The 25,160-nt window shown below is 61.5% G+C and carries 28 protein-coding genes; 8 read left to right on the forward strand and 20 right to left on the reverse strand.

Translation table 11 applies throughout. From position 1 onward, the window contains the following. Positions 1–139 precede the first annotated feature (139 nt). The 13 genes from lgt to hisD all read right to left on the reverse strand — a co-directional run bounded on the left by lgt (position 140) and on the right by hisD (position 10,534). Positions 140–1,093 (reverse strand): prolipoprotein diacylglyceryl transferase, encoded by a 954-nt coding sequence (lgt, locus tag MHY24_RS01740; RefSeq protein WP_239228134.1) that lies wholly within the window; start codon positions 1,091–1,093, stop codon positions 140–142. A gap of 45 nt (positions 1,094–1,138) precedes the next feature. Further along, the gene (locus MHY24_RS01745) at positions 1,139–1,969 is read right to left on the reverse strand and encodes an indole-3-glycerol-phosphate synthase (protein ID WP_239228135.1); all 831 of its coding nucleotides are present in this window, start codon (positions 1,967–1,969) and stop codon (positions 1,139–1,141) included. A gap of 84 nt (positions 1,970–2,053) precedes the next feature. Next, complete coding sequence (locus MHY24_RS01750) at positions 2,054–2,692, reverse strand: TIGR02234 family membrane protein (RefSeq protein ID WP_239228136.1); 639 nt, start codon at positions 2,690–2,692, stop codon at positions 2,054–2,056. After that, positions 2,689–3,051 (reverse strand): phosphoribosyl-AMP cyclohydrolase, encoded by a 363-nt coding sequence (hisI, locus tag MHY24_RS01755; protein WP_239228137.1) that lies wholly within the window; start codon positions 3,049–3,051, stop codon positions 2,689–2,691. The genes MHY24_RS01750 and hisI overlap by 4 nt, the downstream gene beginning before the upstream one ends. Then, complete coding sequence (gene hisF / locus MHY24_RS01760) at positions 3,048–3,818, reverse strand: imidazole glycerol phosphate synthase subunit HisF (protein ID WP_239228138.1); 771 nt, start codon at positions 3,816–3,818, stop codon at positions 3,048–3,050. Before hisF ends, hisI begins: the two co-directional genes overlap by 4 nt. 30 nt (positions 3,819–3,848) lie before the next feature. Beyond that, positions 3,849–4,631, reverse strand: coding sequence for an inositol monophosphatase (locus tag MHY24_RS01765; protein ID WP_239228139.1), 783 nt, complete (start codon positions 4,629–4,631; stop codon positions 3,849–3,851). Between the two features lie 3 nt (positions 4,632–4,634). Next, positions 4,635–5,423 (reverse strand): bifunctional 1-(5-phosphoribosyl)-5-((5-phosphoribosylamino)methylideneamino)imidazole-4-carboxamide isomerase/phosphoribosylanthranilate isomerase PriA, encoded by a 789-nt coding sequence (gene priA, locus MHY24_RS01770; protein WP_239228140.1) that lies wholly within the window; start codon positions 5,421–5,423, stop codon positions 4,635–4,637. A 14-nt stretch (positions 5,424–5,437) separates the two neighbouring features. Beyond that, a complete protein-coding gene (hisH, locus tag MHY24_RS01775) occupies positions 5,438–6,070 on the reverse strand; it encodes an imidazole glycerol phosphate synthase subunit HisH (protein WP_179386691.1) in 633 nt (210 codons plus the stop codon). Positions 6,071–6,073: 3 nt separating this feature from the next. After that, a complete protein-coding gene (locus MHY24_RS01780) occupies positions 6,074–7,324 on the reverse strand; it encodes an MFS transporter (RefSeq protein ID WP_179386692.1) in 1,251 nt (416 codons plus the stop codon). Further along, the gene (locus MHY24_RS01785) at positions 7,321–7,488 is read right to left on the reverse strand and encodes a hypothetical protein (RefSeq protein ID WP_005324605.1); all 168 of its coding nucleotides are present in this window, start codon (positions 7,486–7,488) and stop codon (positions 7,321–7,323) included. Before MHY24_RS01785 ends, MHY24_RS01780 begins: the two co-directional genes overlap by 4 nt. Before the next feature lie 5 nt (positions 7,489–7,493). Next, complete coding sequence (gene hisB, locus MHY24_RS01790; RefSeq protein ID WP_239228141.1) at positions 7,494–8,096, reverse strand: imidazoleglycerol-phosphate dehydratase HisB; 603 nt, start codon at positions 8,094–8,096, stop codon at positions 7,494–7,496. Further along, positions 8,093–9,223, reverse strand: coding sequence for a histidinol-phosphate transaminase (locus MHY24_RS01795; RefSeq protein WP_239228142.1), 1,131 nt, complete (start codon positions 9,221–9,223; stop codon positions 8,093–8,095). Before MHY24_RS01795 ends, hisB begins: the two co-directional genes overlap by 4 nt. Next, entirely contained in the window at positions 9,224–10,534 is a 1,311-nt protein-coding gene (gene hisD, locus MHY24_RS01800; protein WP_239228143.1) for a histidinol dehydrogenase, read from the reverse strand. Between the two features lie 127 nt (positions 10,535–10,661). Between hisD and MHY24_RS01805 the strand changes: the two genes are divergently transcribed. After that, on the forward strand, positions 10,662–11,558 hold the full coding sequence (locus MHY24_RS01805; protein ID WP_239228144.1) for a YbjN domain-containing protein: 897 nt from the start codon (positions 10,662–10,664) through the stop codon (positions 11,556–11,558). A gap of 9 nt (positions 11,559–11,567) precedes the next feature. Here MHY24_RS01805 and MHY24_RS01810 read toward each other — a convergent pair whose 3' ends face one another. Together MHY24_RS01810 and MHY24_RS01815 are read right to left on the reverse strand one after the other, a co-directional pair. Then, positions 11,568–11,972 (reverse strand): hypothetical protein, encoded by a 405-nt coding sequence (locus MHY24_RS01810; protein ID WP_239228145.1) that lies wholly within the window; start codon positions 11,970–11,972, stop codon positions 11,568–11,570. 82 nt (positions 11,973–12,054) lie between these two features. Then, positions 12,055–12,867: a hypothetical protein gene (locus tag MHY24_RS01815; RefSeq protein WP_239193187.1), complete on the reverse strand. Its 813-nt coding sequence runs from the start codon at positions 12,865–12,867 to the stop codon at positions 12,055–12,057. A gap of 164 nt (positions 12,868–13,031) precedes the next feature. Between MHY24_RS01815 and MHY24_RS12105 the strand changes: the two genes are divergently transcribed. The 5 genes from MHY24_RS12105 to MHY24_RS01840 all read left to right on the forward strand — a co-directional run bounded on the left by MHY24_RS12105 (position 13,032) and on the right by MHY24_RS01840 (position 18,843). Next, entirely contained in the window at positions 13,032–13,571 is a 540-nt protein-coding gene (locus MHY24_RS12105; protein ID WP_284597113.1) for a TetR family transcriptional regulator, read from the forward strand. Positions 13,572–13,592: 21 nt separating this feature from the next. Further along, a complete protein-coding gene (glgX, locus tag MHY24_RS01825; RefSeq protein WP_239228146.1) occupies positions 13,593–15,791 on the forward strand; it encodes a glycogen debranching protein GlgX in 2,199 nt (732 codons plus the stop codon). Between the two features lie 13 nt (positions 15,792–15,804). Further along, complete coding sequence (locus MHY24_RS01830; RefSeq protein ID WP_239228147.1) at positions 15,805–17,136, forward strand: exonuclease domain-containing protein; 1,332 nt, start codon at positions 15,805–15,807, stop codon at positions 17,134–17,136. Between the two features lie 80 nt (positions 17,137–17,216). Next, entirely contained in the window at positions 17,217–17,834 is a 618-nt protein-coding gene (locus MHY24_RS01835) for a hypothetical protein (protein ID WP_239228148.1), read from the forward strand. Between the two features lie 10 nt (positions 17,835–17,844). Next, positions 17,845–18,843 (forward strand): GTP pyrophosphokinase family protein, encoded by a 999-nt coding sequence (locus tag MHY24_RS01840; protein ID WP_239228149.1) that lies wholly within the window; start codon positions 17,845–17,847, stop codon positions 18,841–18,843. A gap of 21 nt (positions 18,844–18,864) precedes the next feature. On the opposite strand, the gene MHY24_RS01845 is transcribed toward MHY24_RS01840, so the two are convergent. Genes MHY24_RS01845 through ilvA form a run of 4 tightly spaced genes read right to left on the reverse strand, consistent with a single transcriptional unit; the run spans position 18,865 to position 21,403 of the window. Next, positions 18,865–19,254: an RNA-binding S4 domain-containing protein gene (locus MHY24_RS01845; protein ID WP_239228150.1), complete on the reverse strand. Its 390-nt coding sequence runs from the start codon at positions 19,252–19,254 to the stop codon at positions 18,865–18,867. Beyond that, a complete protein-coding gene (locus tag MHY24_RS01850) occupies positions 19,255–19,494 on the reverse strand; it encodes a hypothetical protein (RefSeq protein ID WP_225746746.1) in 240 nt (79 codons plus the stop codon). It abuts the gene before it with no gap. A gap of 2 nt (positions 19,495–19,496) precedes the next feature. Continuing rightward, positions 19,497–20,135 carry a YigZ family protein gene (locus tag MHY24_RS01855; RefSeq protein WP_239228151.1) on the reverse strand — a complete coding sequence of 213 codons (639 nt, stop codon included), beginning with the start codon at positions 20,133–20,135 and terminating at the stop codon, positions 19,497–19,499. Then, positions 20,135–21,403, reverse strand: coding sequence for a threonine ammonia-lyase IlvA (gene ilvA, locus MHY24_RS01860; RefSeq protein ID WP_239228152.1), 1,269 nt, complete (start codon positions 21,401–21,403; stop codon positions 20,135–20,137). The genes MHY24_RS01855 and ilvA overlap by 1 nt, the downstream gene beginning before the upstream one ends. A gap of 99 nt (positions 21,404–21,502) precedes the next feature. On the opposite strand from ilvA, the gene MHY24_RS01865 reads away from it, so the two are divergent. Continuing rightward, positions 21,503–23,368 carry a choice-of-anchor I family protein gene (locus MHY24_RS01865; RefSeq protein WP_239228153.1) on the forward strand — a complete coding sequence of 622 codons (1,866 nt, stop codon included), beginning with the start codon at positions 21,503–21,505 and terminating at the stop codon, positions 23,366–23,368. A 62-nt stretch (positions 23,369–23,430) separates the two neighbouring features. After that, the gene (locus tag MHY24_RS01870) at positions 23,431–23,916 is read left to right on the forward strand and encodes a hypothetical protein (protein WP_239228154.1); all 486 of its coding nucleotides are present in this window, start codon (positions 23,431–23,433) and stop codon (positions 23,914–23,916) included. Positions 23,917–23,965: 49 nt separating this feature from the next. Here MHY24_RS01870 and MHY24_RS01875 read toward each other — a convergent pair whose 3' ends face one another. Next, the gene (locus tag MHY24_RS01875) at positions 23,966–25,156 is read right to left on the reverse strand and encodes a cobalamin-independent methionine synthase II family protein (protein ID WP_239228155.1); all 1,191 of its coding nucleotides are present in this window, start codon (positions 25,154–25,156) and stop codon (positions 23,966–23,968) included. Between the last annotated feature and the right edge of the window lie 4 nt (positions 25,157–25,160).

Genomic DNA, 25,160 nt, shown 5'->3' on the forward strand with positions numbered 1-25,160 from the left:
GGGGAAACTGAACACTCCCCAACCTACTCCTTCGAAAGGATTGAGGCCACAATTTTTCGGTACCACTTTTTTGAACGGGCACCCCAAAATGCCCCATTTCCCACAAAACCAAACCTAACCGGACACACTTGGGCAGTGCTTACGTCGATAAAGAACCCGGTTGCTGCCCGTCAGATACCGCGTTCTCATGGCTGTGCCCATCAGTATCCCGGCGCTCCGCCCAATACTTAGGATCCACCTCTTCGGGGGACTCCGGGCCCTGGCGGTGCCTATCAAGCACAAAGAAGACAATCGTGGCGATGATAAAAATCACAAGCGAGACGATGATATTTACGCGAACCCCAAAGATATGGGTCGCCTCATCGGAACGCATCCCTTCAATGAAGAAACGGCCCAATGTATAGCCCATGACATAGAGGGCAAAGACGCGCCCGTGACCCAACTTCCAGGCCTTGTGAGCCCACAAGAGGAAAAGGCAGACTAGGACATTCCACACGAGCTCGTACAGGAAGGTCGGGTGCACCGAGGTCATGATCTCCCCCGTGGAGTGTCCGGAAACGGGAGCATAGCCGCCATTTTCATTGACGCGGTAATAGATGTCTAAAGCCCACGGAACGTCGGTCGGGCGCCCATAGAGCTCTTGGTTAAACCAGTTACCTAGGCGTCCAATCGCCTGCGCGAGGACGAGGCCTGGCGCCACCGCGTCAGCAAAGGGGCCGAGCGGCACCTTTTTCACTTTGAAAAACACCCACAATGCTAGTGCGCCCAAGGCTACGGCGCCCCAAATGCCCAGTCCGCCATTGGTAATCTTCAGCGCGTCCGCGGGATTGCAGCTATCGCAGAAGTACTTCTGGTTATCGGTAATGACGTGGTAGAGCCGCCCGCCAATGATGCCGGCTGGGATGACCACGATGGCGGCATCCCATACTGTGTCTGGGTTACCGCCGCGTGCGGTGTAGCGGCGTAAGGTCATTCGCAAGGCGACGATAATACCTACGATGATGCACAGCGCATAGGCACGAATGGGAATGGGCCCCAACTGCCACACGCCCTGCGGCGGAGACGGAATATTTGCAAGAATTTCAGTGTGCACATAGCCAGTGTGCCTTATCCCCCACCTCACCAGCTAGTTGGGGTCTTATTCTATCTTGCGCGCGGGACACGCTGGATGCTGCCCGGCAGCCACCAAAGAGCGCGCCAGCGCCGTAGGATCCTGGGCAGCCATGACTGATTCTCCCACCAAAACTGCATCGGCGCCGCGGGAAGCATAGTGAAACAGGTTGCGCGCGTTATTTACCCCGCCTACTGCGATGCGCAGGATCGATTCTGGCAGGCCTGGAGCGATATCGTTAAACGCCTCGCGGTTAATGGCATCCGAAGCCAACGACCACGCATTGATGGCAATGACGCTACTTCCTGCCTTGATTGCGCGGTCAACCTCGGCGCAGTTGCGTACCTCTACGATGGCGGTCATACCGAGCGATTCCACCCGATCCAAAAGTGCCTCCAGGCGAGCTTGCTCTAAGAGTTCAACCTGCAGCGGAATAGCATCGGCCCCAAAGCACCGGGCTTCATGAATTTGGTAAGGGTCCACGATGAGATCGCGCGACATCATGGGAATATCAATCGCAGCACGCGCAGCTGCCATGTCTTCTAAAGAACCGTGAAAGCGGCGGAAATCGGTCTGGCATGCCATGAGATGTACGCCGCAGTGTTCAAAGGTGCGGGCCCATTCCGCCATCTGTTCCGCAGAACCAACATGTGCGATTTCGCCACCGTAGGGTACGGCGCGCTTGAGCTCCGTGATAACCGAGCAGCCTGTGCGCAGCAAAGCCGCGCGGGCATCCCGGGGAGGCTCCATGTCACGCGAGCGGGCTTTCACCTCTTTGAAAGACACGCGAGCTTCCCGCGCAGCGACGTCCTCCAAGACTCCTGCAACAAGGTGGTCAACGGCAATGGGCGTAGGCATCAGCACCTCCCTCCACGGGCGATTAAAATCACACTTAGGTTAACCCGCTAGCGTGCCGTTCCGGAAATTACACAGGAAACGGGGCTATTTTTTGTCCATATCGGTGGGATCGATATCACTATCAAGGGCGTCCCACATCACGCGGCCAGAGTCGGAGGAGGTTTCCAAATCCTCCTCCAGCTTTGCTTGTCGTGCCGCCGGGGTTTCGTATTTGCTAGACGCCTTCGCCTTATCCACGCCTGGATTGCGCGCAAGCATGACCGCACCGAATAGGGCCGCTGCCGCACCGATTAGGGCCAGAATTGGTCCCAGGGAATGCACCTCGGTGGAAACTACCGTGGCCCAGTCAGAAATCTGGGCAGAGTCTACGGCGTTTTCATTGGACGAGGCTCCCTGCAGGATCTTCTGGGCGCGCTCGGCGTCCGCGCCCGCAGTCAACAGACTCACCGGGGTCCATGCACTAGCCGCGGCCGCAAGAGCGCACACGATGCCCACTACTCGCCTACCTACGCGACGCAGCGCCATCCCCGCAACAGCACCGGCTACCAGAACGAGGGTCAAGGCCATGATTTCCAGCGACCAAGCCGAGCCGACGATGTCATTGGCCGCGGAGCCGGCCTTATCGTCCTCGCTGGCGGCTACCACCCACGTAGCACGCGAGGACAGCCACACTACGATGGCTCCTACAGCGATAAGTAGTGGTCCAAGGCGTCTAGCCTTCACGGTTGCCCTCCTAGGAGATCGGTGGCGTCAAAGCACGTGCGGTCACCGGTATGGCAGGCGCCGCCGCGCTGCCGCACGGTCAGCAGAATAGTATCTCCATCGCAGTCAAGGCGAACGCCCAGCACCTCTTGGGTATTTCCAGAAGTTTCTCCTTTGACCCAATATTCGTTGCGCGAGCGTGAAAAATACGTTGCCTTGCGGGTGGCGAGGGTATGGGCCAAAGCGTGGTCATCCATCCAGGCCATCATCAGCACCTCACCAGACTCAGCTTGGGCAATGGCCGGCACCAAGCCTTGGTCATTGCGCTTGAGCTGCTTGGCGATGTCCCCGTTAAGTTCAAAGTCGCCCGGGCTACTCATCGGCGCACCTCGTAGCCAGCAGCGTCAAGGGCGTCTTTCACGTGGCTGATTTCTACCTCACCGAAGTGAAAAATGCTTGCTGCCAAGACGGCATCGGCGCCTGCTGCAACTGCCGGTGGGAAGTCCGCAGCGCTTCCCGCACCACCAGAGGCGATAACGGGAACGGTCACCGCTGCGCGCACGGCGCGCAGCAACTCAAGGTCAAACCCTTCCTTTGTGCCGTCGCCATCCATCGAGTTAAGGAGGATCTCCCCTACGCCGAGTTCTTCGCCGCGGCGCGCCCATTCGATAGCGTCGATCCCGGCTGATTCCGTACCGCCGTGCGTGGTGACCTCAAAGCCGGATGGCGCATACTCCTCGTGGCACCGGCGGGCATCAACGGACAGCACGATGCATTGGGCCCCGAAAATCTCAGCCATTTCGCGCAGCAGTTCCGGATTCTTAATGGCCGCAGTGTTTACAGAGACCTTATCTGCCCCGGCGCGCAATAATTCCCGGACGTCATCAACGCTGCGAACTCCGCCTCCCACCGTCAATGGGATGAATACCTGGTCTGCGGTGCGGCGCACGACCTCGAGCATGGTGGAGCGGCCTTGTTGAGAAGCAGAGACATCCAAGAAGGTAAGTTCATCGGCTCCTAGAGAGTCATAACGCGCGGCCAGCTCCACTGGGTCGCCAGCATCGCGCAGGTTGTCAAAGTTGATGCCCTTGACCACGCGGCCTTGGTCCACGTCTAGGCAGGGGATCACGCGTACGGCTACAGCCATGGCGGCCGCCTCCTTTTTAGGGTTTAAATTTTAGCGGTGAAAAGTACCAGTATGACGAGACAGGATATCCACGATGGTCGCATGCACCTGCGGGGTACCTGCCACCATGCCGCGCGACTGCGCGGTCCACGGATTTCCTTCCGGATCGGTGACAACGCCACCAGCGGCCTGAATCTGCAGCGCTCCCGCGGCGTTATCCCATGGGTGCGGGGAGAAGTTAATTGCGCCATCGAACACTCCCTGCGCAACGAAGGCATTATCAAGTCCTACGGAACCGGTCATTCGCGGGCGCAGTCCGGTCTCGCGCAGCTCGTGGAAAATCTCGGTGGGCAGGTGGGAAGAACAGCCCACGTGACCACGTGCTTCATCAAATCCCATTGCTTCGCCCCCTCCACCGAAGCCAGTGGCAGGCCCACCTACTGAGCGCAGTGGGGAGCCATCGCAGGTGACCAGACGGCGCCCCAGGAGCGGGAAGTCAGATACCGCGGCAACGGGCGCACCCTCATGAATGAGCGCCACTAGGATGCCGGCCATGGGGTTTCCGGCAGAGTAGTTTGCGGTGCCATCAATCGGATCTACCACCCACACGGTATCGAGCACGCTGCCGCCTGATTCTTCTCCATAGACCGGGATGCCGGTCATCTGGGTCAAGATATCGCGCAGCTGTTGCTCGATGACGAGGTCTACCTCGGTGGCGAAATCTCCCTGCCCCTTAAAACGGGCGGGCGCAGCTCCGAGGCCGGAGCGAAAAATGGGTTCTACTTGGTCTACGGCCGCCTCCGCGAAGGCCACCAACTCGCGGGGTTCCATCATGACTTAGTTGTCCTCAGGGTCGAAAGGGTCAATGGTTTCTTCCGCCGGCAGCGGCTCTACCTCGGCCACCGCAGCGAGTGCTTCGTCGAGGGTGAAATTCCCCTCGTACAGGGCCTTGCCAATAATGGCGGAATCAATGCCCTCATTTACATAAAGCGCGAGCTCGCGCAGGTCTTCCACGCTAGAAATGCCACCAGAGGCGGTGATCTTTGCCTCCGTTGCCATCGCCACCTCGCGCAGGAGCTCAATATTAGGTCCGGTGAGCGTGCCGTCTTTAGACACATCTGTCACCACAAAACGCTGGCAGCCGGCTGCATCCAGGCGCTCGAGTACCTCCCACAGATCGCCGCCATCGGAGACCCAGCCATTGCCGGCGGTACGCCATTCGCCGCCTTCCTCGCGCACGGCAAGATCCACGGCGACCTTATCTCCGTAGCGCGCCAGGATGTCCTCGACCCATTCCGGCTGCTCTAGGGCAGCCGTGCCGATACTAATGCGCTGCGCGCCGGTAGCCAGCGCGCGCTCCACCGCGGCATCATCCCGGATGCCGCCACTAAGCTCCACATTTACGCCCAGCTCACGAGTAATCGTCGCCATTTCTGCGTGGTTGGAGCCCCGGCCGAAAGCCGCATCCAAATCCACAAAGTGCAGCCAGTGCGCGCCTTGGGATTGCCACTTTTGCGCGGCATCGCGCGGGGAACCGTACGAGGTTTCGGTGCCTGCTTCGCCTTTATCTAGGCGCACGGCTTGGCCTTGAGATACATCGACTGCTGGCAAAAGCGTAAAAGTCATATCCTTCATCCTACCTAGAGCGTGCGCATCCAGTTTTCCAAAAGCTGTGCACCGGCGTCCCCGGATTTCTCAGGGTGGAATTGAGTCGCCCACAGGGCACCGTTTTCTACGGCCGCGACGAACCTATCGCCCGCGTGCTCGGCCCAGCTCACCTGCGGCGGACGGGTGATTTCCGTTTCCAATTCCCACCGGCGAACGCCATAGGAATGCACGAAATAAAACCGCTCGTCTTCGGCCACTCCGGCAAACATATCGCTGCCGACGGGTACCTCTACGGTATTCCATCCCATATGCGGCAGCACCGCAGATTGCAGCTTTTCCACGGTGCCGGGCCACTCGCCGCAGCCGGTGGAGTTGATGTTGTGTTCCACTCCGGCGTCGAAAAGCACCTGCATGCCTACGCAAATGCCCAACACCGGTCGCTCTCCTGCCAAGCGCTGGCCGATGACCCGAGGCCCCTGCACCGCCCGTAGCCCGCGCATGCAGGCAGCAAAGGCACCCACGCCGGGGACAAGCAGACCGTCCGCTTCCACCGCTTCTTTAGGGTCCGCGGTAACGGTGACGTCCGCGCCCACCCGCTCCAGCGCGCGCTGGGCCGAGCGAACATTGCCCGCGCCATAATCCAATAATGCGACCGTCTTTGCCATGGGCTATACCTTACGCATGCGACGCAGGCGCGTCCGGATATCGTTGGTTTCGCTCACGCGGGTGCGCCCAAGGATAAAATCTGCCAGCGTCATCACAACGCCGGCGACGAGGATGACCACGCCGGCGCCAAAAGCCCCTGCATAGCCGTAGCCGGCAACCAAGGCGCCCAAGAGGGTCGAGCCCAAGCCGGTTCCGCCGTCATAGAAGATATTCCAGATGGCCGAAGCCTCCGAGACGCGCTCGCGCGGCAGGCGGTCAAACATCGATAGCAGGGCCTCATTTTGCGCAATACCAAAGGCACCGCCGAAGAGGAAGGCACCCAGGACGAGCCACCACACAGAACCGTCGAGGTACAGCGGTACGGCGATGGCGAGCACGCCCACGATGGCCATGATCTGGCTGGGGATATACAGACGGCCTGGGGTGCCTACGCGGTCTGCCACCATGCCGGCAAAGTAGCGGAAAATCATGGCGGCGCCGCCCACGATGGACAGCATGATGCCGGCCAAGCTGGCGCCGCGCTCTGCATCAAGTTCTTGCACCGCCGGCGGCAGGAAAGACGAGACGGCACCGTAGCTCATGGAGAAGGTCGTCAGCGCCAGCGCGGGCACGAGCACCAGCTTCCACGTAGGAACGCGGATAAGGTTCGGCTCCTCTTCGGTATCGGAGGCGAGGGTGACCTTAATCTTGGGAATGCGCAGGCACAGACCAAAGCCCACAAAGCCAATGATGCCGGCGGTGATATACGTCGAGGCATAACCTAGCTTTTCCGCCATGATCAATCCCAGTGGCAAAAAGACCATTTGGCCCAGGCCAGTGAAAACACCAATCATGCCGGTTGCCTTGCCCAGCAGGCGTACGGGCGCCAGTTCCGCAATGAGCGCGGACTCAGAAACGGTCAGCGCACCAAAGCCCACGCCGCGCAGTGCGGAAAAGAGCAGGACAACCCAAGCATCGGTACCCAAGAGGTGGCCAAAGGCAGGTACACCCAGGGTAAACGCGGACAGTGCCATTACGCGGCGGTAGCCCCACCGGCGCAGCAGCCACGGTGAGATGATCTGGGTAAGCACGGTGAAGGCCATGAAGATGCCTGTGGATGAGCCCGCCAAGGTCGCTGAGCCGCCGGAGTCAATGACCGCTAGCGGCACCACTGGAAGGAGGATGGACCAAGCACCGAAGGCTGCGGCGATGGCCAACATGGTCGCGGTATATCCAGGTACCTTCCAGATATTAGTTTCTTGGGTATTGCTCATTTACCGAACGCTCCTACCATCCACGAGATTGCTGCTACCACGGTGATTGCGGCCAATAAAGAGGCTACTACTGTCATTGCCTTCGATCCCTGTTGGTAGGCAGACCACGCACCGCCCACCAACATGCCGGCGACGAGGAAAAGGACCAAGATCATAAAATGCATGCGTTTTAGAGTGCTCCCTTCGTCGATGGAATTCCAGTCTGGCGGGGGTCGAATTCCACCGCGCCGCGCAACGCACGCGCTACGGCTTTATACTCCGCTTCCGTAATGTGATGCGGATCGCGCCCATAGCGCACGTTGAGGTGGAGCGTTACCGCAGCGTGGGTGGCGAGCGTTTCAAAGAAGTGGCGGTTGATAACCGTGGCGTAATGCCCACCAATGGTCTGCCACTGCAGATGTTCTGGTTCGCCGGTCATCACGAAATAGGCGCGCCCAGAAAAATCCACCACTGCTTCCACTAAGGCCTCATCCATGGGCAAAAGCTGGGAGCCAAAGCGGCGAATGCCGGCCTTATCCCCCACCGCCTTAAGCAGCGCGGTGCCGAGCACGATGGCGGTATCTTCCACAGTGTGGTGGGCATCTACCTCCACATCGCCCTCAGCCTGCACGGTGAGATCAAAGCTGCCATGAGTAGCAAAGGCCGTGAGCATGTGGTCAAAGAAAGGCAGTCCGGTGGAAATATCGTTTTGCCCCGTGCCATCGAGGTCAATGACCACAGAAATCTGCGATTCCGACGTCGCCCGCTGGGCGCGTCCTACGCGGTTGCTCATGCTTCGCTCCTTTCTCCTGCGACCGGGAAATCAGCCACTACTGTATCCGCAAGGTCCTCGGCTACGGCCAAAAAGGCCGAATTTTCTTCTGGCAGCCCCACGGTCATGCGCAGGTGGCCTGCGATGCCAACATCGCGAATAAGCACTTCCTTATCCAAGAACTGTTGCCACACGCGGTGTTGGTCAGCAAAGCGGCCGAAAAAGAGGAAATTGGATTCGCTGGGTAAGACGGTATAGCCCAGTTCGCGCAAGCGAGTGGCCACCCGCTCGCGCTCGGCGGCAATCTTTTCCACGGTGGCGAGCGTATCCGCGCTATGGCGCAGCGCCACCGTCGCCGCCGCTTGGGAAAGCACGGACAGATGGTACGGCAACCGCACCAGCATTACGGCCTCCACAAAGGCCGGGTCCGCCACGAAATAGCCGAGGCGGCCACCCGCGAAGTCGAAGGCCTTAGACATGGTGCGCGAGACCACCAGCTTCGTAGGGTATTTATCCAGCAGCGTTACCGCAGAAGGTGAGGAAGAAAATTCGCCATAAGCTTCATCGACGATGAGGATGCCCGGGGCGGCGTCGGCAAGCGCGGCAATATCGTCCACGCTGGTCACCCCACCGGTGGGGTTATTCGGCGTAGTCACAAAGATGATATCCGGCTGGTGCTGCGCCACGGCTGCGAGCGCCCGGTCCATATCAATGCGGAAATTCTCATCGCGCGGGCACTCCACAAACTGCGTATGGGTGCCGTCCGCAAGGATAGGGTGCATGGAGTAGGACGGGGTGAAACCGAGCACGCTGCGGCCCGGACCGCCGAAGGCCTGCAGTAGCTGCTGCAAAATCTCATTCGAGCCATTCGCCGCCCACACCTGCGCATAGCCCACGCACACGCCGGTCTGTGCAGAAACGTAGTCCGCCAAGGCCTGGCGCAACTCCACCGCGTCGCGCTCCGGATAGCGATTGAGTGTGGTGGCAAGGCGCCGGGTCTCCGCCACCAAGTCATCCACTAGCGCCTGCGAGGGAGGATAAGGATTTTCGTTGGTATTGAGCTGGTAGACCACGTGGAGCTGCGGCGCCCCGTAGGCAGACTTGCCGCGCAGCTCCTCGCGCAGGGGAAGATCATTCAAGTGCGTCATTTAATTCTCCTCGAATCGGGCGCGGATAGCCTCACCGTGGGCAGGCAGCCCCTCGGCCTCCGCAAAAGCGATAACGTGCGGGGCAATCTCTTCCAACGCAGCTCGGTCATAATCAATAAGGTTGACCGGCCGCATAAAGGTATGGGTAGAAAGGCCGGCAGAGAAGCGCGCCGTACCGGAGGTGGGCAATACGTGATTGGAGCCGGCCGCGTAATCCCCGAGCGGCACTGGAGCAAAATCCCCTACAAAAATGGCACCGGCGTGCTTAATCCGCTCGGCCACCGCGCCGGGCTCTGCGGTGTGGATTTCCAGGTGCTCTGCAGCGTAGGCATTGGCCACCGCCACCGCTGCATCCAGGGAATCGACCAACACAATTCCGGATTGCTCGCCGCCTAGAGCTTCGGCCGCCCGCTGCGCATGTGCGGTAGCGCCGTAGCGCGCCTCTACCTCTGTTTTCACACGCTGAGCCAGGCTTGGAGATGCCGTAATGAGCACACTCGCGGCCATCGGATCATGCTCGGCCTGGGAGATGAGGTCATAGGCCACATACACCGGATTCGCGGTGTCATCAGCGATAATGGCGATTTCGGTCGGCCCGGCCTCGGCATCAGTGCCCACCACGCCGCGCACCAGCCGCTTGGCCGCGGTAACGAAGATATTTCCAGGGCCGGTAATCATGTCCACCGGGGCTAGTTCGGCGTCATCATCGCCGTAGGCCATCAGCGCGATGGCTTGGCCACCTCCTACCGCCCAGACCTCATCTACGCCCAGCATCTGGCACACGGCTAGCACCGTGGGGTGCGGCAGACCGCCGAATTCCTTTTGTGGCGGCGAGGCTACCACTAAGCTTTCCGCGCCGGCCGCCTGTGCTGGCACGGCGTTCATAATCACCGAGGACGGATAGACCGCCTTGCCTCCCGGCACGTATAGCCCAACGCGCTCGATGGGGCGAAAGACCTCGGTCACCGTGGCACCTGGTGCTAGCTCGGTGGTGTGTGCGGCCGGGTTCTGCTCGGCGTGAACCTTGCGGACCCTCTCGATGGAGGCCTCAATCGCTCGGCGCACCTGTGGGTCTAGGCCGGAAGCGGCCTTCTCCAACTCCGCTTGGGGCACCCGCAGGTGGGTTGGGCGCACGCCATCGAATTGCTCGCCATAGTCCAAGGCGGCCGCAGCGCCTTCGTGACGTACTCGATGAACCAGCGGCGCCACCTTGTCCACCACGGCGGCGACGTCGGTGTCACCGCGCGGCAAAACTCGCCGCAGCTGGGCGGGGCGCAGCTCTTGGCCACGCAAATCGATGGTGCGGAGCATTCCCGGATCCCCTTTTTGCCAATCGGATTTCTGTTATTAAACCAATATCCTAATGGCCAAACGCCAGCGAGGGGGCCGGTTTGGGCTATAGACTCGGTGTCAACACAGCTTTAAGGTGGTGGCAGCGATGAGCGAGATTGAACCCTCTCTTCTGCTCTCGCATGCCCGCACCATTGCCCGCGATAATGACGTGTCCTGCTGGGCTCTGCCTACTGGCGAGCTTCTCGTTCCTCATGCGGCCGGTGGCTCCACCTTCATCTTTATAGACCAGTTGGAAGAACCGGTGCTCCACCTGCACACCAGCCCCCGCGGAGGCGTTGATCTCAGCGAGATCTCCGAGCTCGCACACCTAGCCAATGAGTGGAATCACGATTGCCTCTCCCCGGCCGTCGTGGTTGATTATGACCAGCCTGACTGCGTGAGCGTTTCCGGTCATAGCTATCTGCCGGCCGATACCTCCCCCAGCCGCGAACAGCTCGCGGCATTCCTCCTACCGGCGCTACGCAACGCGGAGGTCCTCATGGATCTGCTCGCCCAATCCCATCCCGGCCTCGTGCGCGAAGCCTCACCGGAGCTTGCCCCGCTTGCCGACGCCCCCTTGGAACCCTTCACGCTCGATAGCCTGGGCGAGATCCTGCCGCTTATTGGCATCCAGCGCTTCCAAAGCGACGGGGCCACCGCCATCTACGCCTGGGTCAATGACGTCCTTTTCGCCTTTGCACTGGACAACGGGCCCAGCCTCATTATCAAAGGGCATTGGGACCCTAGCCTGGACGAGGCGGAATTTACCCGGCTTTTTCTCATTTGCAATGACTGGAATCGCGCCCACCACGGCGCCGTGGCATTTTGCCACCACACCTCCGAGGGCCTGCAGGTGCGGATGGATGCCGCAACCATTACCGCCGCGGGACTTACCCGGCCGCAACTATTTAGCGCAATCGGCCGCGGGCTCAAGCACATCCTGCACGGCATCGATGACATTGCGCACGAAGTAACCGGCGCCTCCCCCGTCGAATGGCCTTAGACGCGCGCATCACCAATCTTCATCGGCGCTGACAAAGGCCGTGGACCAATAGGCAAACATCGCCATAAAGGGCGCCACCACCCACGAGATGGCTGGGGAAAAATTCGGGGCGAACTCTACGACTTCCCCTGGGTTTTCTGGCGGATGCGTGGCGGTGACCCCACCAAAGACATAAAACGACGCCGCCCCAGCCAGGGCACACACGCCGACCCACAGGAGCATCGACAAGCCCCGCCCCTGCCGGCGGAGATACGCGCCCAACCCCAAGAACAAACCAAGCAGGCCGGTAATGAGGGCAAAGGTAATAAAGGCGATGAACTGAACGCTTCCCATCGCATCGATGGCATAGCCGCCATCGTCTACCTCATGGCCGGTAAGCGTCGGCCGGAAAAGCCCCCACAGCGCACCGGCCACGGCATACACCAGGAGCGCACACGCGAGTAACCCCGCACCAAAACCTAGGGTGCGGGGTAACCGGCGCTTTAACTGAGCCAACTTAGTTACAGAAGGTCCAGTTGCCGTTCTCTCGACGGAAGCGGACCGTGGAGGTCTCGGTGCCCTCGGAGTTGGACACGCTCACGGTTGCAGAAGCATCGTCGCCATTGACCACAACGTCGTTGACGGACTGCAGCTTGGTCGACTGCGGGATGGACTCCAACTGGCTAGCGAACTTCTCTACCTCGGCGTTGCCACCGCCCTGCTGGCGCATGGTGTTGGCATACTCGGCGAAGGACTGGTTCGGCAGGCTATCGACGTACTGCTGGTACTGGCCGAACTCCTGGGACTGCTCATCGCGGACTGCCTGGCAGGCGTGCTGCGGCATGTAGTTGAAGTATTCCTTCACGTTATCGATCTCGTGCTGGCCGCGAACCAGCTGCTCGATGGCCTGCTTATCGCCATCATTAGCGTCCTGGCCGCCTTCGATCGGCTTGATATCCTTCGCGCCAGCGAAAGGATCTTCACCATTGTTCAGCGGGTTAGCCAGCTGATCTGGCCCCTCGCCAGCGCCGTCCTCGCCCTCCTGGCCTTCTGCGCCTGCGGCGGCGTCCTTGTTTTCGCCGTCCTTATTCTGATCCTTTTCTTTTTCCTTGTCCTTATCTTTGTCTTTGTCTTTGTCCTTGTCCTTGGACTTATCGGCATCTTTGTCCTCGGATTTATCTGCAGACTTATCCTCAGAAGACTTGGATGCCGTGGTGGCGGCAGCCTTCTTGGAATCGTCATTGTCATCCGAACCACACGCAGCCAAAGCCAGCGGGGTAACCAGCGCAACTGCGATGAGGGACTTCTTTGCAGGGGTCAAAAAGGACAAGGGAAAGCTCCTGAATCAATCTTGCGAATGTGAAGCCACCCCAAGGGCGGCCTCTTATTTGTCTTCGCAATACTAACAACCCGACGATGGAAATGACATTGAGACTCCGTTAAAAGAACCTGTGAACTACCGTCCCGCCCGGCCAAGTCCGTACAATTGCCAAGGTGCACATAAACCGCGAGAGTATTATCGACGCCGCTCTTTCCCTGCTTGATACCTACGGGCTTGGCGACGTCACCATGCGCCGCGTTGCTTCCTCCCTCGGCGTCGCCCCCGGCGCGCTCTACTGGCACATTGCCAATAAGCAAGCGCTCATTGCAGCCCTAGCGGAAGACATTACCTCCCCCGTTTCTGGGGAGTCGCTCGAGGATATCAGCCTCAATCTTCGTGATTTGCTGCTCGCCCGCCGCGACGGCGCCGAGGTAGTCATTGCCGGCCTCTCCCTCCCGCAGGCCCCGGCCTGGGACCGCCTCTTGGCGGCCTTCACCGCTGCCGCCACGCGCAGCACCCTCGCTGCCGACAGCGCCCACCGCGCCGCCGCGCTCTCCGCCATTCACCTCGTGCTCGGCGCCACCTTGATGGAACAGTCCCAACGCCAGCTTGCAGAAACCACCGGCGAGTCGCCGGTCACAGATTATCGCGCAGACCTCATTCGCGGCGTACGCATTATTAACGCTGGACTTACGCACGGCGCCGGCGCCTAGAAAGTGGTTATGCTCGTGGGCATGAACACTCCCGCCATGGACGCAGTCCCCACGCCCACCGAGAGCTACGGCCGCCAAATCTGGCCCGGCAAACCCACCCCGCTGGGATCCACTTTTGACGGATCCGGCACCAACTTTGCCCTGTTTTCCGAGGTAGCAGACAAGGTCGAGCTCTGCCTCATCGACAAAGAAGGCACCGAGGAACGCATCGAAATGTCGGAGGTCACTGCCCATGTGTGGCATATTTACCTCCCCAATGTCACCCCTGGCCAGCGCTACGGCTACCGCGTCTATGGCCCCTATGAACCAGAAAACGGCCTGCGCTGCGACCCTTCCAAGCTCCTTGTAGACCCCTATGCCCGGGCGTTCGACGGCGAATTCGACGGCGATGCTTCCCTCTACTCCTATGACATCCATGCTGAGGAACCCGGCACCGGCCGCAACGAAGAAGACTCGCTAGGCCACACCATGTTATCTGTGGTGATTAATCCCTTCTTCGACTGGCGCAGCGACCACCGCCCGCACATTCCGGATAACGAAAAGGTCATCTACGAAACCCATGTCAAGGGCATGACCATGACCCATCCGGACGTGCCGGAAGAGCTCCGTGGCACGTACGCCGGCATGGCCCATCCCGCCGTCATTAACTACTTCAAAGAGCTTGGCGTTACCACCGTTGAGCTCATGCCCGTCCACCAATTCCTGCAGGACGATCGCCTGCGCAACCTGGGGCTGCGCAACTACTGGGGCTATAACACCTTCGGCTTTTTCGCCCCACACCATGACTATGCCTTTGCCAAGAAGCCGGGCGAGGTGGTCTCCGAGTTCAAGACCATGGTCCGCGCCTTCCACGAGGCCGGCATCGAGGTCATCCTCGACGTGGTTTATAACCACACCGCCGAGGGCAACCACATGGGCCCCACCATTGCCTTCCGCGGCATCGACAATGGCGCCTACTATCGCCTCGTCGAGGGCGATGAGGCTCATTACATGGATTACACCGGCACCGGCAATTCCCTCAATGTCCGCCACCCGCACTCGCTGCAGCTGATTATGGATTCGCTGCGCTACTGGGTTACGGAGATGCGCGTCGATGGCTTCCGCTTCGACTTGGCGGCGACGTTGGCGCGGGAGCTTGACGACGTCGACAAGCTCGCTACCTTCTTCGATCTAGTCCAGCAAGACCCCATTGTCAGCCAGGTTAAGCTCATCGCCGAGCCGTGGGACATCGGCCACGATGGCTACCAGGTGGGCAATTTCCCGCCGATTTGGAGCGAATGGAACGGCAAGTACCGCGATACCGTGCGCGACTTCTGGCGCGGCGAGCCCGCTACCCTAGGTGAATTCGCCTCCCGCCTGACCGGCTCTTCGGATCTCTATGCCGATAATGACCGCCGCCCCACCGCCTCCATCAACTTCATCACCGCCCACGATGGCTTTACCCTGCGCGATCTTGTTTCCTATAACGACAAGCACAACGAGGCCAATGGCGAGGACAACCGCGACGGCGAATCTTTCAACCGCTCCTGGAACTGTGGCGAGGAAGGCCCCACCGATAACGACGATATCCGCAAGCTGCGCCGCCGCCAGGCCCGCAACTTCCTGACCACTCTCCTGCTTTCCCAGGGCACTCCTATGCTTTCGCATGGCGATGAATTCGGCCGCACGCAGGACGGAAATAATAACGTCTACTGCCAGGACAACGAGCTGTCATGGATGGACTGGTCCATGCTGGAGGAAGAAAAATCCGCCGCGATGCTGGGCTTTACCAAGCGCGTCCTGGCCATCCGCAATCATCACCCCGTCTTCCGCCGCAAGCGTTTCCTCGCCGGCGGCCCGCTCGGCGCGGATGTTAAGGAACGCGATATCGCCTGGCTGGTTCCTTCGGGCCGCCTGATGACCCAGGACGACTGGGACCACGACTTCGGCCGCGCCCTCATGGTCTACCTCAATGGCAATGCGATTACGGAAACCACCGCCCGCGGCGAGCGCATCACCGATGATTCCTTCATCATGATCTTCAACTCCCACGACGGCGAAATCGAGTTCACCCTGCCCACCAAGGATCTCGGCGCTACGTGGCGGCTGATGGTCGATACCGCCGATTCCGGCGGCTACCCCGCGGAGGAAACCCTCATTGAGGCAGAGGGTACGATCACGGTGCAGCCGCGTTCAACGCTGATTCTGCGTCAGATTGAACCGCCCGTTTTCGATTCCTAGAGAAAGGCCCCTCGTGTCATTTCCCGCGCACGGCGCACTCATCGATGTCACAGCGGATAAACTCGTGCTCCACCGCACCCTGCTGGCTACCAGCCTCGGCGCCCCCGCCACGCAGGATATCCCGCTTGAGTCCATCGACACCGTGCGCGTGAGTGAACCGACCCCCACCGGCTTCGGCGCCCTGGACTTGGGCGCCGCCGGCACTATCGCCTTCGCCCCGCACCAAGCCCCGCAGGCAGTCGCCCGCGCCATTTCCGCCGCACAGCGCGGCGAAGCACCCTCTTCCGCCGCCACCATCCCCGGCCTTGATTTCATTGCCGTGGACGTGGAAACGGCCAACGACAACTGGGGCTCTATCTGCCAAATTGGCGCGGTGCGCTTCCGCGACGGCCAGGAGACCGACTCCCAGTCCTGGCTGTGCACTCCTCCACCAGGCCTAGAGCACTTTGCCGATATCAACGTCTCCATCCACGGCATTACCGCGGACGATGTGAAAGGGGCGCCGGCATTTGCCGACGTCGCCAAGGAGCTCTTCGATTTCCTCGGCGGCGACGTGCTTGTCGCCCACAACGCCCAGTTCGATTCCACCGCACTGCGCTCCGGCCTCCTTACTGCCGGTGCCGAGGTGCCCACCGTGCCGCTGGCCTGCTCCCTCGCGCTGTCCCGCGATGCCTCCAAGGCCAAGGTTATTTCGGTGCGCAACCACAAGCTGCCCACCGTCGCCGCCCACCTGTCTGCGCCGGACTTCAGCCACCACGACGCCACCGAGGATGCTCGTGCGGCCGGCGAAATCATCGCCCGTTTGGCCGAGCGCTTCGGGCACACCGGCAGCATCCGCGATCTATTCACCGCACGCGAATTCACCTTGGGCCGCCTCGATTCCGAGGCCATTCTGCCCGTCCTGCGCGCCCACACCGCCCCCACCTCCGGCGCGGACCTCGGCGCAGGGACTGACTTCCGCGACCAGACCCGTGCGGCCGGCTCCGCACAGAAGAAGTCCCGCGGGCCAGCCCCATGGCAGTCCGTCGCCACCCCGGACACAATTCCGGAGCCCAACCCAGACGCCGACCCGGAAGGCGCACTCTACGGCCAGCACGTCACCCTCACCGGTGATTTTGAGCCCTACGATAAGGGCGTGCTGTGGCAGGGCATCGCCGAGCGCGGTGGCCAAGTGGCAAAGAACGTCACCAAAAAGTCCACCCTGCTCATCGTGGGCGAATGGGCCAAGAAGACCTCCAAGGAAAAGCGCGCAGAGGAGCTGCAGGCCAAGGGCCAAGAAATTGACATCTGGCCGGCCGATAAGCTCTTTGCTGAGCTGCAGCTCGACGCAGAGCCGCCCTTCTAGGCCCACCCAGGGAACCAAACGGCGGTTTCTCCAGTCCAATAAAGGCGACCGCACCCTACCGCCGCACTGGAGAAACCGCCGTGACCGTCGCCCTGCGCCCGCCTCGCCCCACCACCGCAAACCTGCTGCCTGCGCTCTTTGCCCGTTCCTGGCTGAAAGAGCAGCGGCTTTCTGACGACGGCTTCTGCGACTCCCTCGCCACCATCCAGCTCTCCCCGAGCTTATCCATGGCGCTGGTCTTTCCCGGCAAGCAGACCTTTCGCCGGCTCAGCCACCGCGGCCTCGCGGACATGGATATCTCCGCGCGCCGAGCATGGAACCACGCCTCCCATAACCTGCAGCGCGCCGCCCTCGATTCGCAAGGGTTGCGTTTTTGGACCCGCCCCGCCGCCTGCGCGCTGCCTTCCGCCGCCCGTTTCGGTGGCTTGCAAGTCCGCTCCCACGGCGCACCGATTTCCTCCTGGATTGCCCACCCAGAGACCTTTACCGTGCTGGACAAGCACATGCGCCGACTCCTGCGATCGCACTCCCTGACCTACCTAGTTCCGGACTCCGCCACGCTCTTTGTCTTTGCCCACCTGCCGGATACCTATGCCCGCCAGCTGGCCGCCGATGCCGTAGCGCGCGTACCCCGCCATCGCACCGTGCTCCACCCACGCCCGCTAGTATGGTCTAACGGATTCCCGCGGGAGTTATGAAAGGAGCACCATGCCGGAAAGTAGGATGTCGCGGCTGAGCAACCAGTACCACGACTGGGCGCGCAGCCACCCCACCGCCGCAGTGGACTTCCGCACCGCCATCGAGGATCTCCTCAATGACGCCGGCATCATCTTCGACCGCGTGTCTACCCGCGTCAAAACCTGGCCCTCGCTGAAGGCGAAGGCCAAGAAGCGCCGGGAGAACGGCGATTTTGTCTATCCCCAGCCCTGGCAGGAGATCCACGACGTCATGGGAGTGCGTGTCACCCTGTATCACTCCACCGCTATTCCAGAAGCGCTAGACGTTTTCGGTGAATCCTTTAAGGTTGAACGCTCCGTAGACAAGGCGGCCGAAACTCGCATCTCTGGTGGCTTTGGCTACGGCTCCCACCACCTGGTGCTTACCGTGACCGAAGATAGCGCGGCTGCGATGGAAGAGCTCGCCGCCTACGTGGGATGGACCTTTGAGGTGCAAATTCGCACCGTCCTGCAGCACGCATGGGCGGAATTTGAGCACGATATCCGCTATAAGCAGGGACCGAACCCGCCCTCGCCGGAGGTAGATCGCCTCTTTACCTTGGCCGCGGGGCTTATCGAGCTCGCCGACCAGCAATTCGATGAGATCGCCGCCCTCAAGGCCCCCGATACAGAAACCGACAAGGACGTGGAACTTACCGCCGAGACCCTGCCGGGCGTACTTGCCATCATCTTGGGCAATCGCTTCCCGCTCTCGCGCTCGGAGCACTACCGCTTCTTGGCGGAGCTATTGGAGCAGAACGGCGTGCGCCACTTGGGCCAGCTTGAGCAGCTGCTGGATGACACCGCCATTGCCCACGTCCACGACGCCATGCGCTACCGTTTCCGCCCCGGCCAGGTGCGGCTTATCGACGACCTCCTGCTCAACAAGTTTGGCAAACAACACATCGAGGCCACCGCCGAATCCGGCGACCGCCCAGGCCGCAAGCGGCGGCTTACTGCGCGCCTGAAAGCCCTACGCGCCGCCCACTAGCCGCGCAGGATTTTCGGCAACTTACCGGAAACCGCCGCGGAATTTCTCCATATCGCGGCGCTCCTTCTTCGTCGGCCGACCGGCGCCGCGCGGGCGCACGGGAACCGACGGCAGAAACTCCTTGGGCGGCGGCGGTGGCGCGTGGTCCGTATAGCAGGTGCGCGCGACGGGCGCGCCGACGCGCTTAGCGACGGTCGCTAAAACCTCGAGGTCATGCTCATGGTGGTTGCGCCATACGCGCACGCGGTCGCCAGGCACCACCTGTTGGGAAGGCTTGACGGCCTCGCCGTTGATCTTCACGTGCCCAGCGCGCACGGCGGTCGCGGCCGCGGATCGGGTTTTAAACATGCGAACGGCCCACACCCAGGCATCGATCCTGACGGGGCGGCCGCTAGGTTGCGGTACCGGCATCTAGTACTGGTTGTGGTTCTCGTTGACGATTTTCTGGATCTTCAGCCAGTTATAGCCGCCACCTGCGACGGCGACGATGGCACCCAGTAGCATCCAAGCCCAGAAGTTAGCCGAAAGCACGCCGAGCACTACGCCCACACCAATGCCGCCGGCCACGCATACGACGGCATTGCGGGAGTGCTTGCGCACCTGCTGCTTGCGCTGCGCAATGGGGTTATTCGGTCGCTGCTGCATACTCATGGTCAGGATCCTACCTCAACCCAGGCGCTGCCGGCCTCTGCCGCTTCGAGCTGGCCCTGCGAGATCGCTGCCAGCGTAGCTTCCAGCTCGTCCAGCCCGCCCGGGCGCACGGCTAGCGTAAAAGTCACCGCGGCCGCATAGGCGGTATCGGTTATCTCATAGCCGCGCCCGCGCAGGTCCGATTCCACGCGCCCAGCCGTCGCATGCGGACACTCCACCGCATAAAGCTCCCGGCGCGCCCTGGTTACCGCGCGCACCTTCTCCATGGTCTCGCTGACCGCACCACCATAGGCATGCACCAGCCCGCCGGCGCCCAGCTTGATGCCGCCGAAGTAGCGCACGACCACCGCGCACACATCGAGCATGCCGGAGCCCTTCACCACGTCTAGCATCGGCTTTCCGGCCGTACCGGAGGGCTCGCCGTCATCGGAAGAGCGCTCCACCGGGTTCGCACCATCAACGTGATAGACGTAGGCGGAACAGTGGTGGCGGGCGTCGGGAAAGCGGCTGCGGGCGGCGTCGATAAACGCGCGAGCCTCTTCCTCATTGGTGACGCGACCAATCAAGGTAATAAACCGGGAGCGCTTAATATCAATTTCGTGTTCGACCTGGCCTACTGGGCGACGATAAGAATTCTGCATTAGGCCACGAGGAATTCGTACTCGGGGGTGCCGGGCTTGAGGTACTGCACCGAAATCTTGGATTCTCCCATGCGCTCTAGCAGGCCCTGGAGATCCTCGGCGCGGCTAAGCTGCAGGCCCACCAGCGCAGCGCCCGTCTCGCGGTTATTGCGTTTGAGGTACTCAAAGAGCGTGATGTCATCGGTCGGGCCCAAAATCTCGTGCAAGAAATGGCGCAACTGGCCCGGCTCCTGCGGGAAATTCACCAGGAAGTAATGCTTCAGGCCGCGGTGGACCAGGGAGCGCTCCATGATTTCGGCGTAGCGCAGCACATCGTTATTGCCGCCGGAAATTACGCACACCACCGTCGCGCCCGGTTCCAGGTCCAATTGGTGCAGGCCCGCCACCGACAGCGCACCGGCCGGCTCCGCAATGATGCCCTCATTTTGATACAGGTTGAGCAGGTCCGTGCACACCGCGCCCTCGGACACGGTGTCGAAGCTCAGGCGCTCGCGATTGGCCTGCAAAATCTCATAGGGCAGCGCGCCTAGGCGCTTGACGGCCGCGCCATCCACGAAGGGGTCGACCTCCTCCAGCGTCACCGGGCCGCCGTGGTCAAACGCCGCTCTTAGCGACGCCGCCCCCTCCGGCTCCATGCCCACCACCCGAGTCTGCGGCGCCATATCCGCCACATAGGAGGTGATGCCAGAAATCAGGCCGCCGCCACCCACAGGAACGACGATGGTATCGAGCGACTTGCCCTTGGCCGAAAGCTGCGCCAGAACCTCCGCCGCGACCGTGCCTTGCCCGGTGATGGTATCGCGGGCGTCGAAGGGCTCGATGAAGGTGGCGTCGCGCTCGGCGGCGTCGGCATGCGCCGCCGCGGCTGCCTCATCGAAGTTGGCGCCGACCACCACCAGTTCCACCTGGCCGCCGCCATGGACCAGGATGCGGTCGCGCTTTTGCATCGGCGTGGGCTCCGGCACAAAAATCTTGCCGGCAATGCCCATCGTGCGGCAGGCATAGGCCACGCCCTGCGCGTGATTGCCGGCCGAGGCCGTAACAATTCCCCGGCCGCGCTCCTCTTGGGGAACATTCGACATACCGTTTAACGCGCCGCGAATCTTATAGGAGCGCACGTCCTGCAGATCCTCCCGCTTGAGATAGACCTCGCAGCCCGTCTCGGCCGACAGCCGAGCGCAGTATTGCAGCGGAGTCGGGGCGATTTCCGAGCTAATCCGCGCCTGCGCCTGCTGGATATCGGATGCATGGATGGTCGAATCAGTCATGTCTTGACAGTCTACCCATTCACTGGAAATTCACTGTCCTTTAGTTGCAGCGTTACCTCCATCAGCAATAGTGGACATAACCACAAGAAAGGAATACTTATGCTCAAGCGCATCTCTCTCTGCGTTACCTCCTCGCTCGTCCTCGCCTGTGCCCCGGCCGCCCACGCCCACATCGTGGATAACGTGCTGGAGCACTCCGCCCCCAACGCGGCACTGCAGCTGACTCCCATCGGTTCCCATGAATCCGGCGTGCTGGGCAAATCCGCCGCCGAAATCGTCGCCTACCACGCTGCGTCCCAGCGCATCCTCACCGTCAATGCGCGCTCCGGTGAGGTCGATATCCTCGACGCCTCCGATCCCACTAAGCCGCGCAAGATCGGCGCCCTCTCCGCCGGCGGGGACAAGGAAATCAACTCCGTGGCCGTGCGCCCCGATGGCCTGGCCGTCGCCGCGGTACAGCAGGCGGACAAAACCGACAACGGCGAGGCGCTGTTCTTCAATGCCGAAACCGGCGAGGAGCTTGGGCGCGTAGGCGTTGGCGCCCTGCCCGATAACGTGCACCTCACCGCCGACGGCCGCCACGCGCTGGTTGCCAACGAGGGCGAGCCTTCCGACGCCCTCAACGCCGAGGGCACCGCCTACCTCAAGGACCCAGAGGGCTCCATTTCCGTCATCAGCCTGCCCGAGGACGTCGCAGCGCCCGCGCTTGGCGACGTCCACACGGCCGATTTCACCGCCTTTGACACCGCCGACCTCGACCCCTCGATCCGTGTCTTCGGCCCCTCCGCGCACCACAACCTGCCCTCGCGGGACTTCGAGCCGGAGTACATCTCCTCCGCGGGCGGCAAGGCCTACGCCACGCTGCAGGAAAACAACGCCATCGCGGTCATCGATATCGAGTCCGCCACCGTGGAAAAGGTAATTCCCGCTCATATCGCGGACCACTCCCAGGTACCGGTGGATCCATCCAATAAGGATGACGTGGCGGAGCTGCGCACCATTCCGGTCAAGGGCCTGTCCATGCCGGACTCCATCGGTGCCTTCGAGACGGAGGGCCAGACCTACTTCGCCACCGCCAACGAGGGCGATGCCCGCGAGTGGGGAGACTATACCGACGAAGTAGAGCTCAAGGACCTAGTAAAGGACGGCAAGGTCTGCGACGACCTCGAGCTTCCCGAGGGCATCGAGGAAAAGAAGTTCGCCGGCAACCTCAAGCTCACCAACGCTTCTGGCTGGAACGAAGAAAAAGAGTGCTTCGACGACCTGTATTCCTATGGCTCGCGCTCCTTTAGCATCTACGACGCCGAGGGCAACGTGGTCTTCGACTCCGGTGCGGACTTCGAGAACATCACTAAGGATTTGCCCGGCCTGAACTTCAACGCCGATAACGAGGATCCGGATTTCGATGATCGCTCCGATAACAAGGGACCAGAGCCGGAAGCCTTGACCATCGGCAAGGTTGGCGATCGCACCTACGCCTTCATCGGCGCAGAGCGCGTGGGCGGCATCTTTGTCTACGACGTAACCACCCCCGCCGAGGCAAAGTTTGTCACCTACGTAAACAATCGCGATTTCTCCGTCGGCTACGACGAGGACGATGTCGCTGCCACCACCAAGGCCGGCGACCTCGGACCAGAGGGGCTAGCCTTCGTTCCCGCCGCAGATTCCCCCACCGATGACGCGCTCTTCATCGCCGGCAACGAGGTATCCGGCACCACCACCGTGTTCTCCGTCAAGGACCTGCTTGCCGACGCCTCCGATGACACCGATTCCCCCTCCACGTCTGCGGGTTCCACTGGATCCAGCAACGGCAGCAGCGGCAGCAGCGTCGCTGCCGGCGTGGGCATCGTAGCCGGTTTGGTAGGTCTTGGCGCCCTGATCGGCGGGGCGCTGGGCTTCCTGCCGAAGACCGTCGACGAGTTCTATGCGCTGTTGCCGGCGCAGGTGCGCAAGCTTTTGCCATAGACCTTCTGGGATTTAGCTGCTAAATTGTTTGAGGCTAATACCTCTCACTCTAAAGGAGAACCATGCGCAACCGTCTCAGCACTTCGCTCGTCGCCGCCACCGCCGTGGCAGCGGGCCTCGTTGCACCAGCTACCGCTTCTGCCGCTGAAGCGCAGCCGAAGCAGCTCTCGGCTGAATGCCAGGCCGAGGTCGACAACGCCAAGGCAGAGCACCTCAAGAAGATTGAGAGCGGCGAGCTCGGATCTTCCGCCCGCACCCCGCAGGAGCTCATGCAGGGCCTGGCTAGCGGCTACGGTTCTTCCGGAATGCCAAAGGAGCCGGACTGCGTAGCCGAGGAGGCAGAGGCGCAGCAGATCGAGGCACTCAAGAAGCTTCCCATCTGGGGTTCTTCCTCCCCAGAGAAGTTCCTCGAGGTCATGAGCTGGGTTACCGTGGCCGCCAGCCTCGTTGCCGCGCTGCTGCAGGCCTTCACCATGGTTGCCAAGGTGAACCCCGCTGTGCTGGAGCCAATGAAGAATGCCCTCAAGCAGCTGGGCGTGCGCTTCTAAGCACTAAATAATTGAGCCGCTCCGGAACTCTGGAGCGGCTTTATGCGTTTTAGAAGAGTTCTCGGGTAGCAATCTCCGCACCCTCGACCAAGGACTGCAGCTTCGCCCAAGCAATCTGGGGGTGCAGGCGGCCGCCCAAGCCGCAGTCGGTCGACGCGATGACGTTTTCTGGGCCGGCTACCTCTGCAAACTGGATGATGCGATCGGCCACGAGGCGCGGATGCTCTACCGCGTTGGTGGAGTGAGAGACCACGCCCGGGTAAATCACGGTGCCTTCCGGCAGCGCATGGTCCTGCCACACGCGCCACTCATGCGCGTGGCGCGGCGAAGCGGCCTCGAAGGAGAATCCGCCGACCTCGGCGCGCAGGATTTCCTCGATAATATCCGCAAAGGGCACGTCGGTAACGTGTGGTCCGTGCCAAGAGCCCCAGCAGATGTGCAGGCGCGTTTGTTCCTTGGGCAGGCTAGAGATGGAATCATTGAGGACGTCGATGCGCTCGCGGATAAAACCGCGGAAGTCCTGCACGGACGGCTCGGGATTGATTTGGTCCCAAGCCTCGGCCAGGTCGGGTGCGTCGAATTGCACAGTCAGCCCAGCATCGGTGATGGCCTGATATTCGGTGCGCATAGCGCGGCCGACGTCGGCAAGCAGCTCATGCTCATCGTCGTAGTAGCGGTTGGTCAGGCGCGCTGCCGAGCCGGGCGAAAGGGCGGCGATGAAGCCGGGGGTGCCGGTTGGGAGGGCGTCGGCAAGCAGGCGCACATCGGCGGCGACCTCATCCTGGCCGATGTAGGTCACAGGGCCGGTGAACTCTGGGTTCGCCACCTTGGCGCGGCCGGTGAAGATGCCAGAATCCGGGTCATTATAGGCCTCAGAGAACAGCGCGCGGTCGCGGCGATCAATAAACGACGTCAGCCGCGGCTCACCCGGCTTGGAGCGCACCACCTCGGCCGATTCCCAGCGGTCGGTATCCGTCATCGTCAGCCCGCCCAGGCGGCTAAACGAATAATTCCACCACGCGCCATAATCCACCGCACCAGAGGTGATATGGCCGTACTCGCCCTCGTTAATAATATCGAGGCCGAGATCGAGCTGCCGCTTGACGACGTCCGCCACCGCAGCCTCCAAAATCCCCTGAAACTCCGCGGCCGGCAGCTCCCCGCGCTGCAGGTTTGCTTCCAGCAGCTCCGGGGTGCGCGGCAGCGAGCCGACGTGGGTGGTGCGAATCTTGTTAACCATCAGG

The organism is Corynebacterium sp. ACRPQ (genome assembly GCF_022347225.1).
GTDB classification, from domain to species: Bacteria; Actinomycetota; Actinomycetes; order Mycobacteriales; family Mycobacteriaceae; genus Corynebacterium; species Corynebacterium tuberculostearicum_D.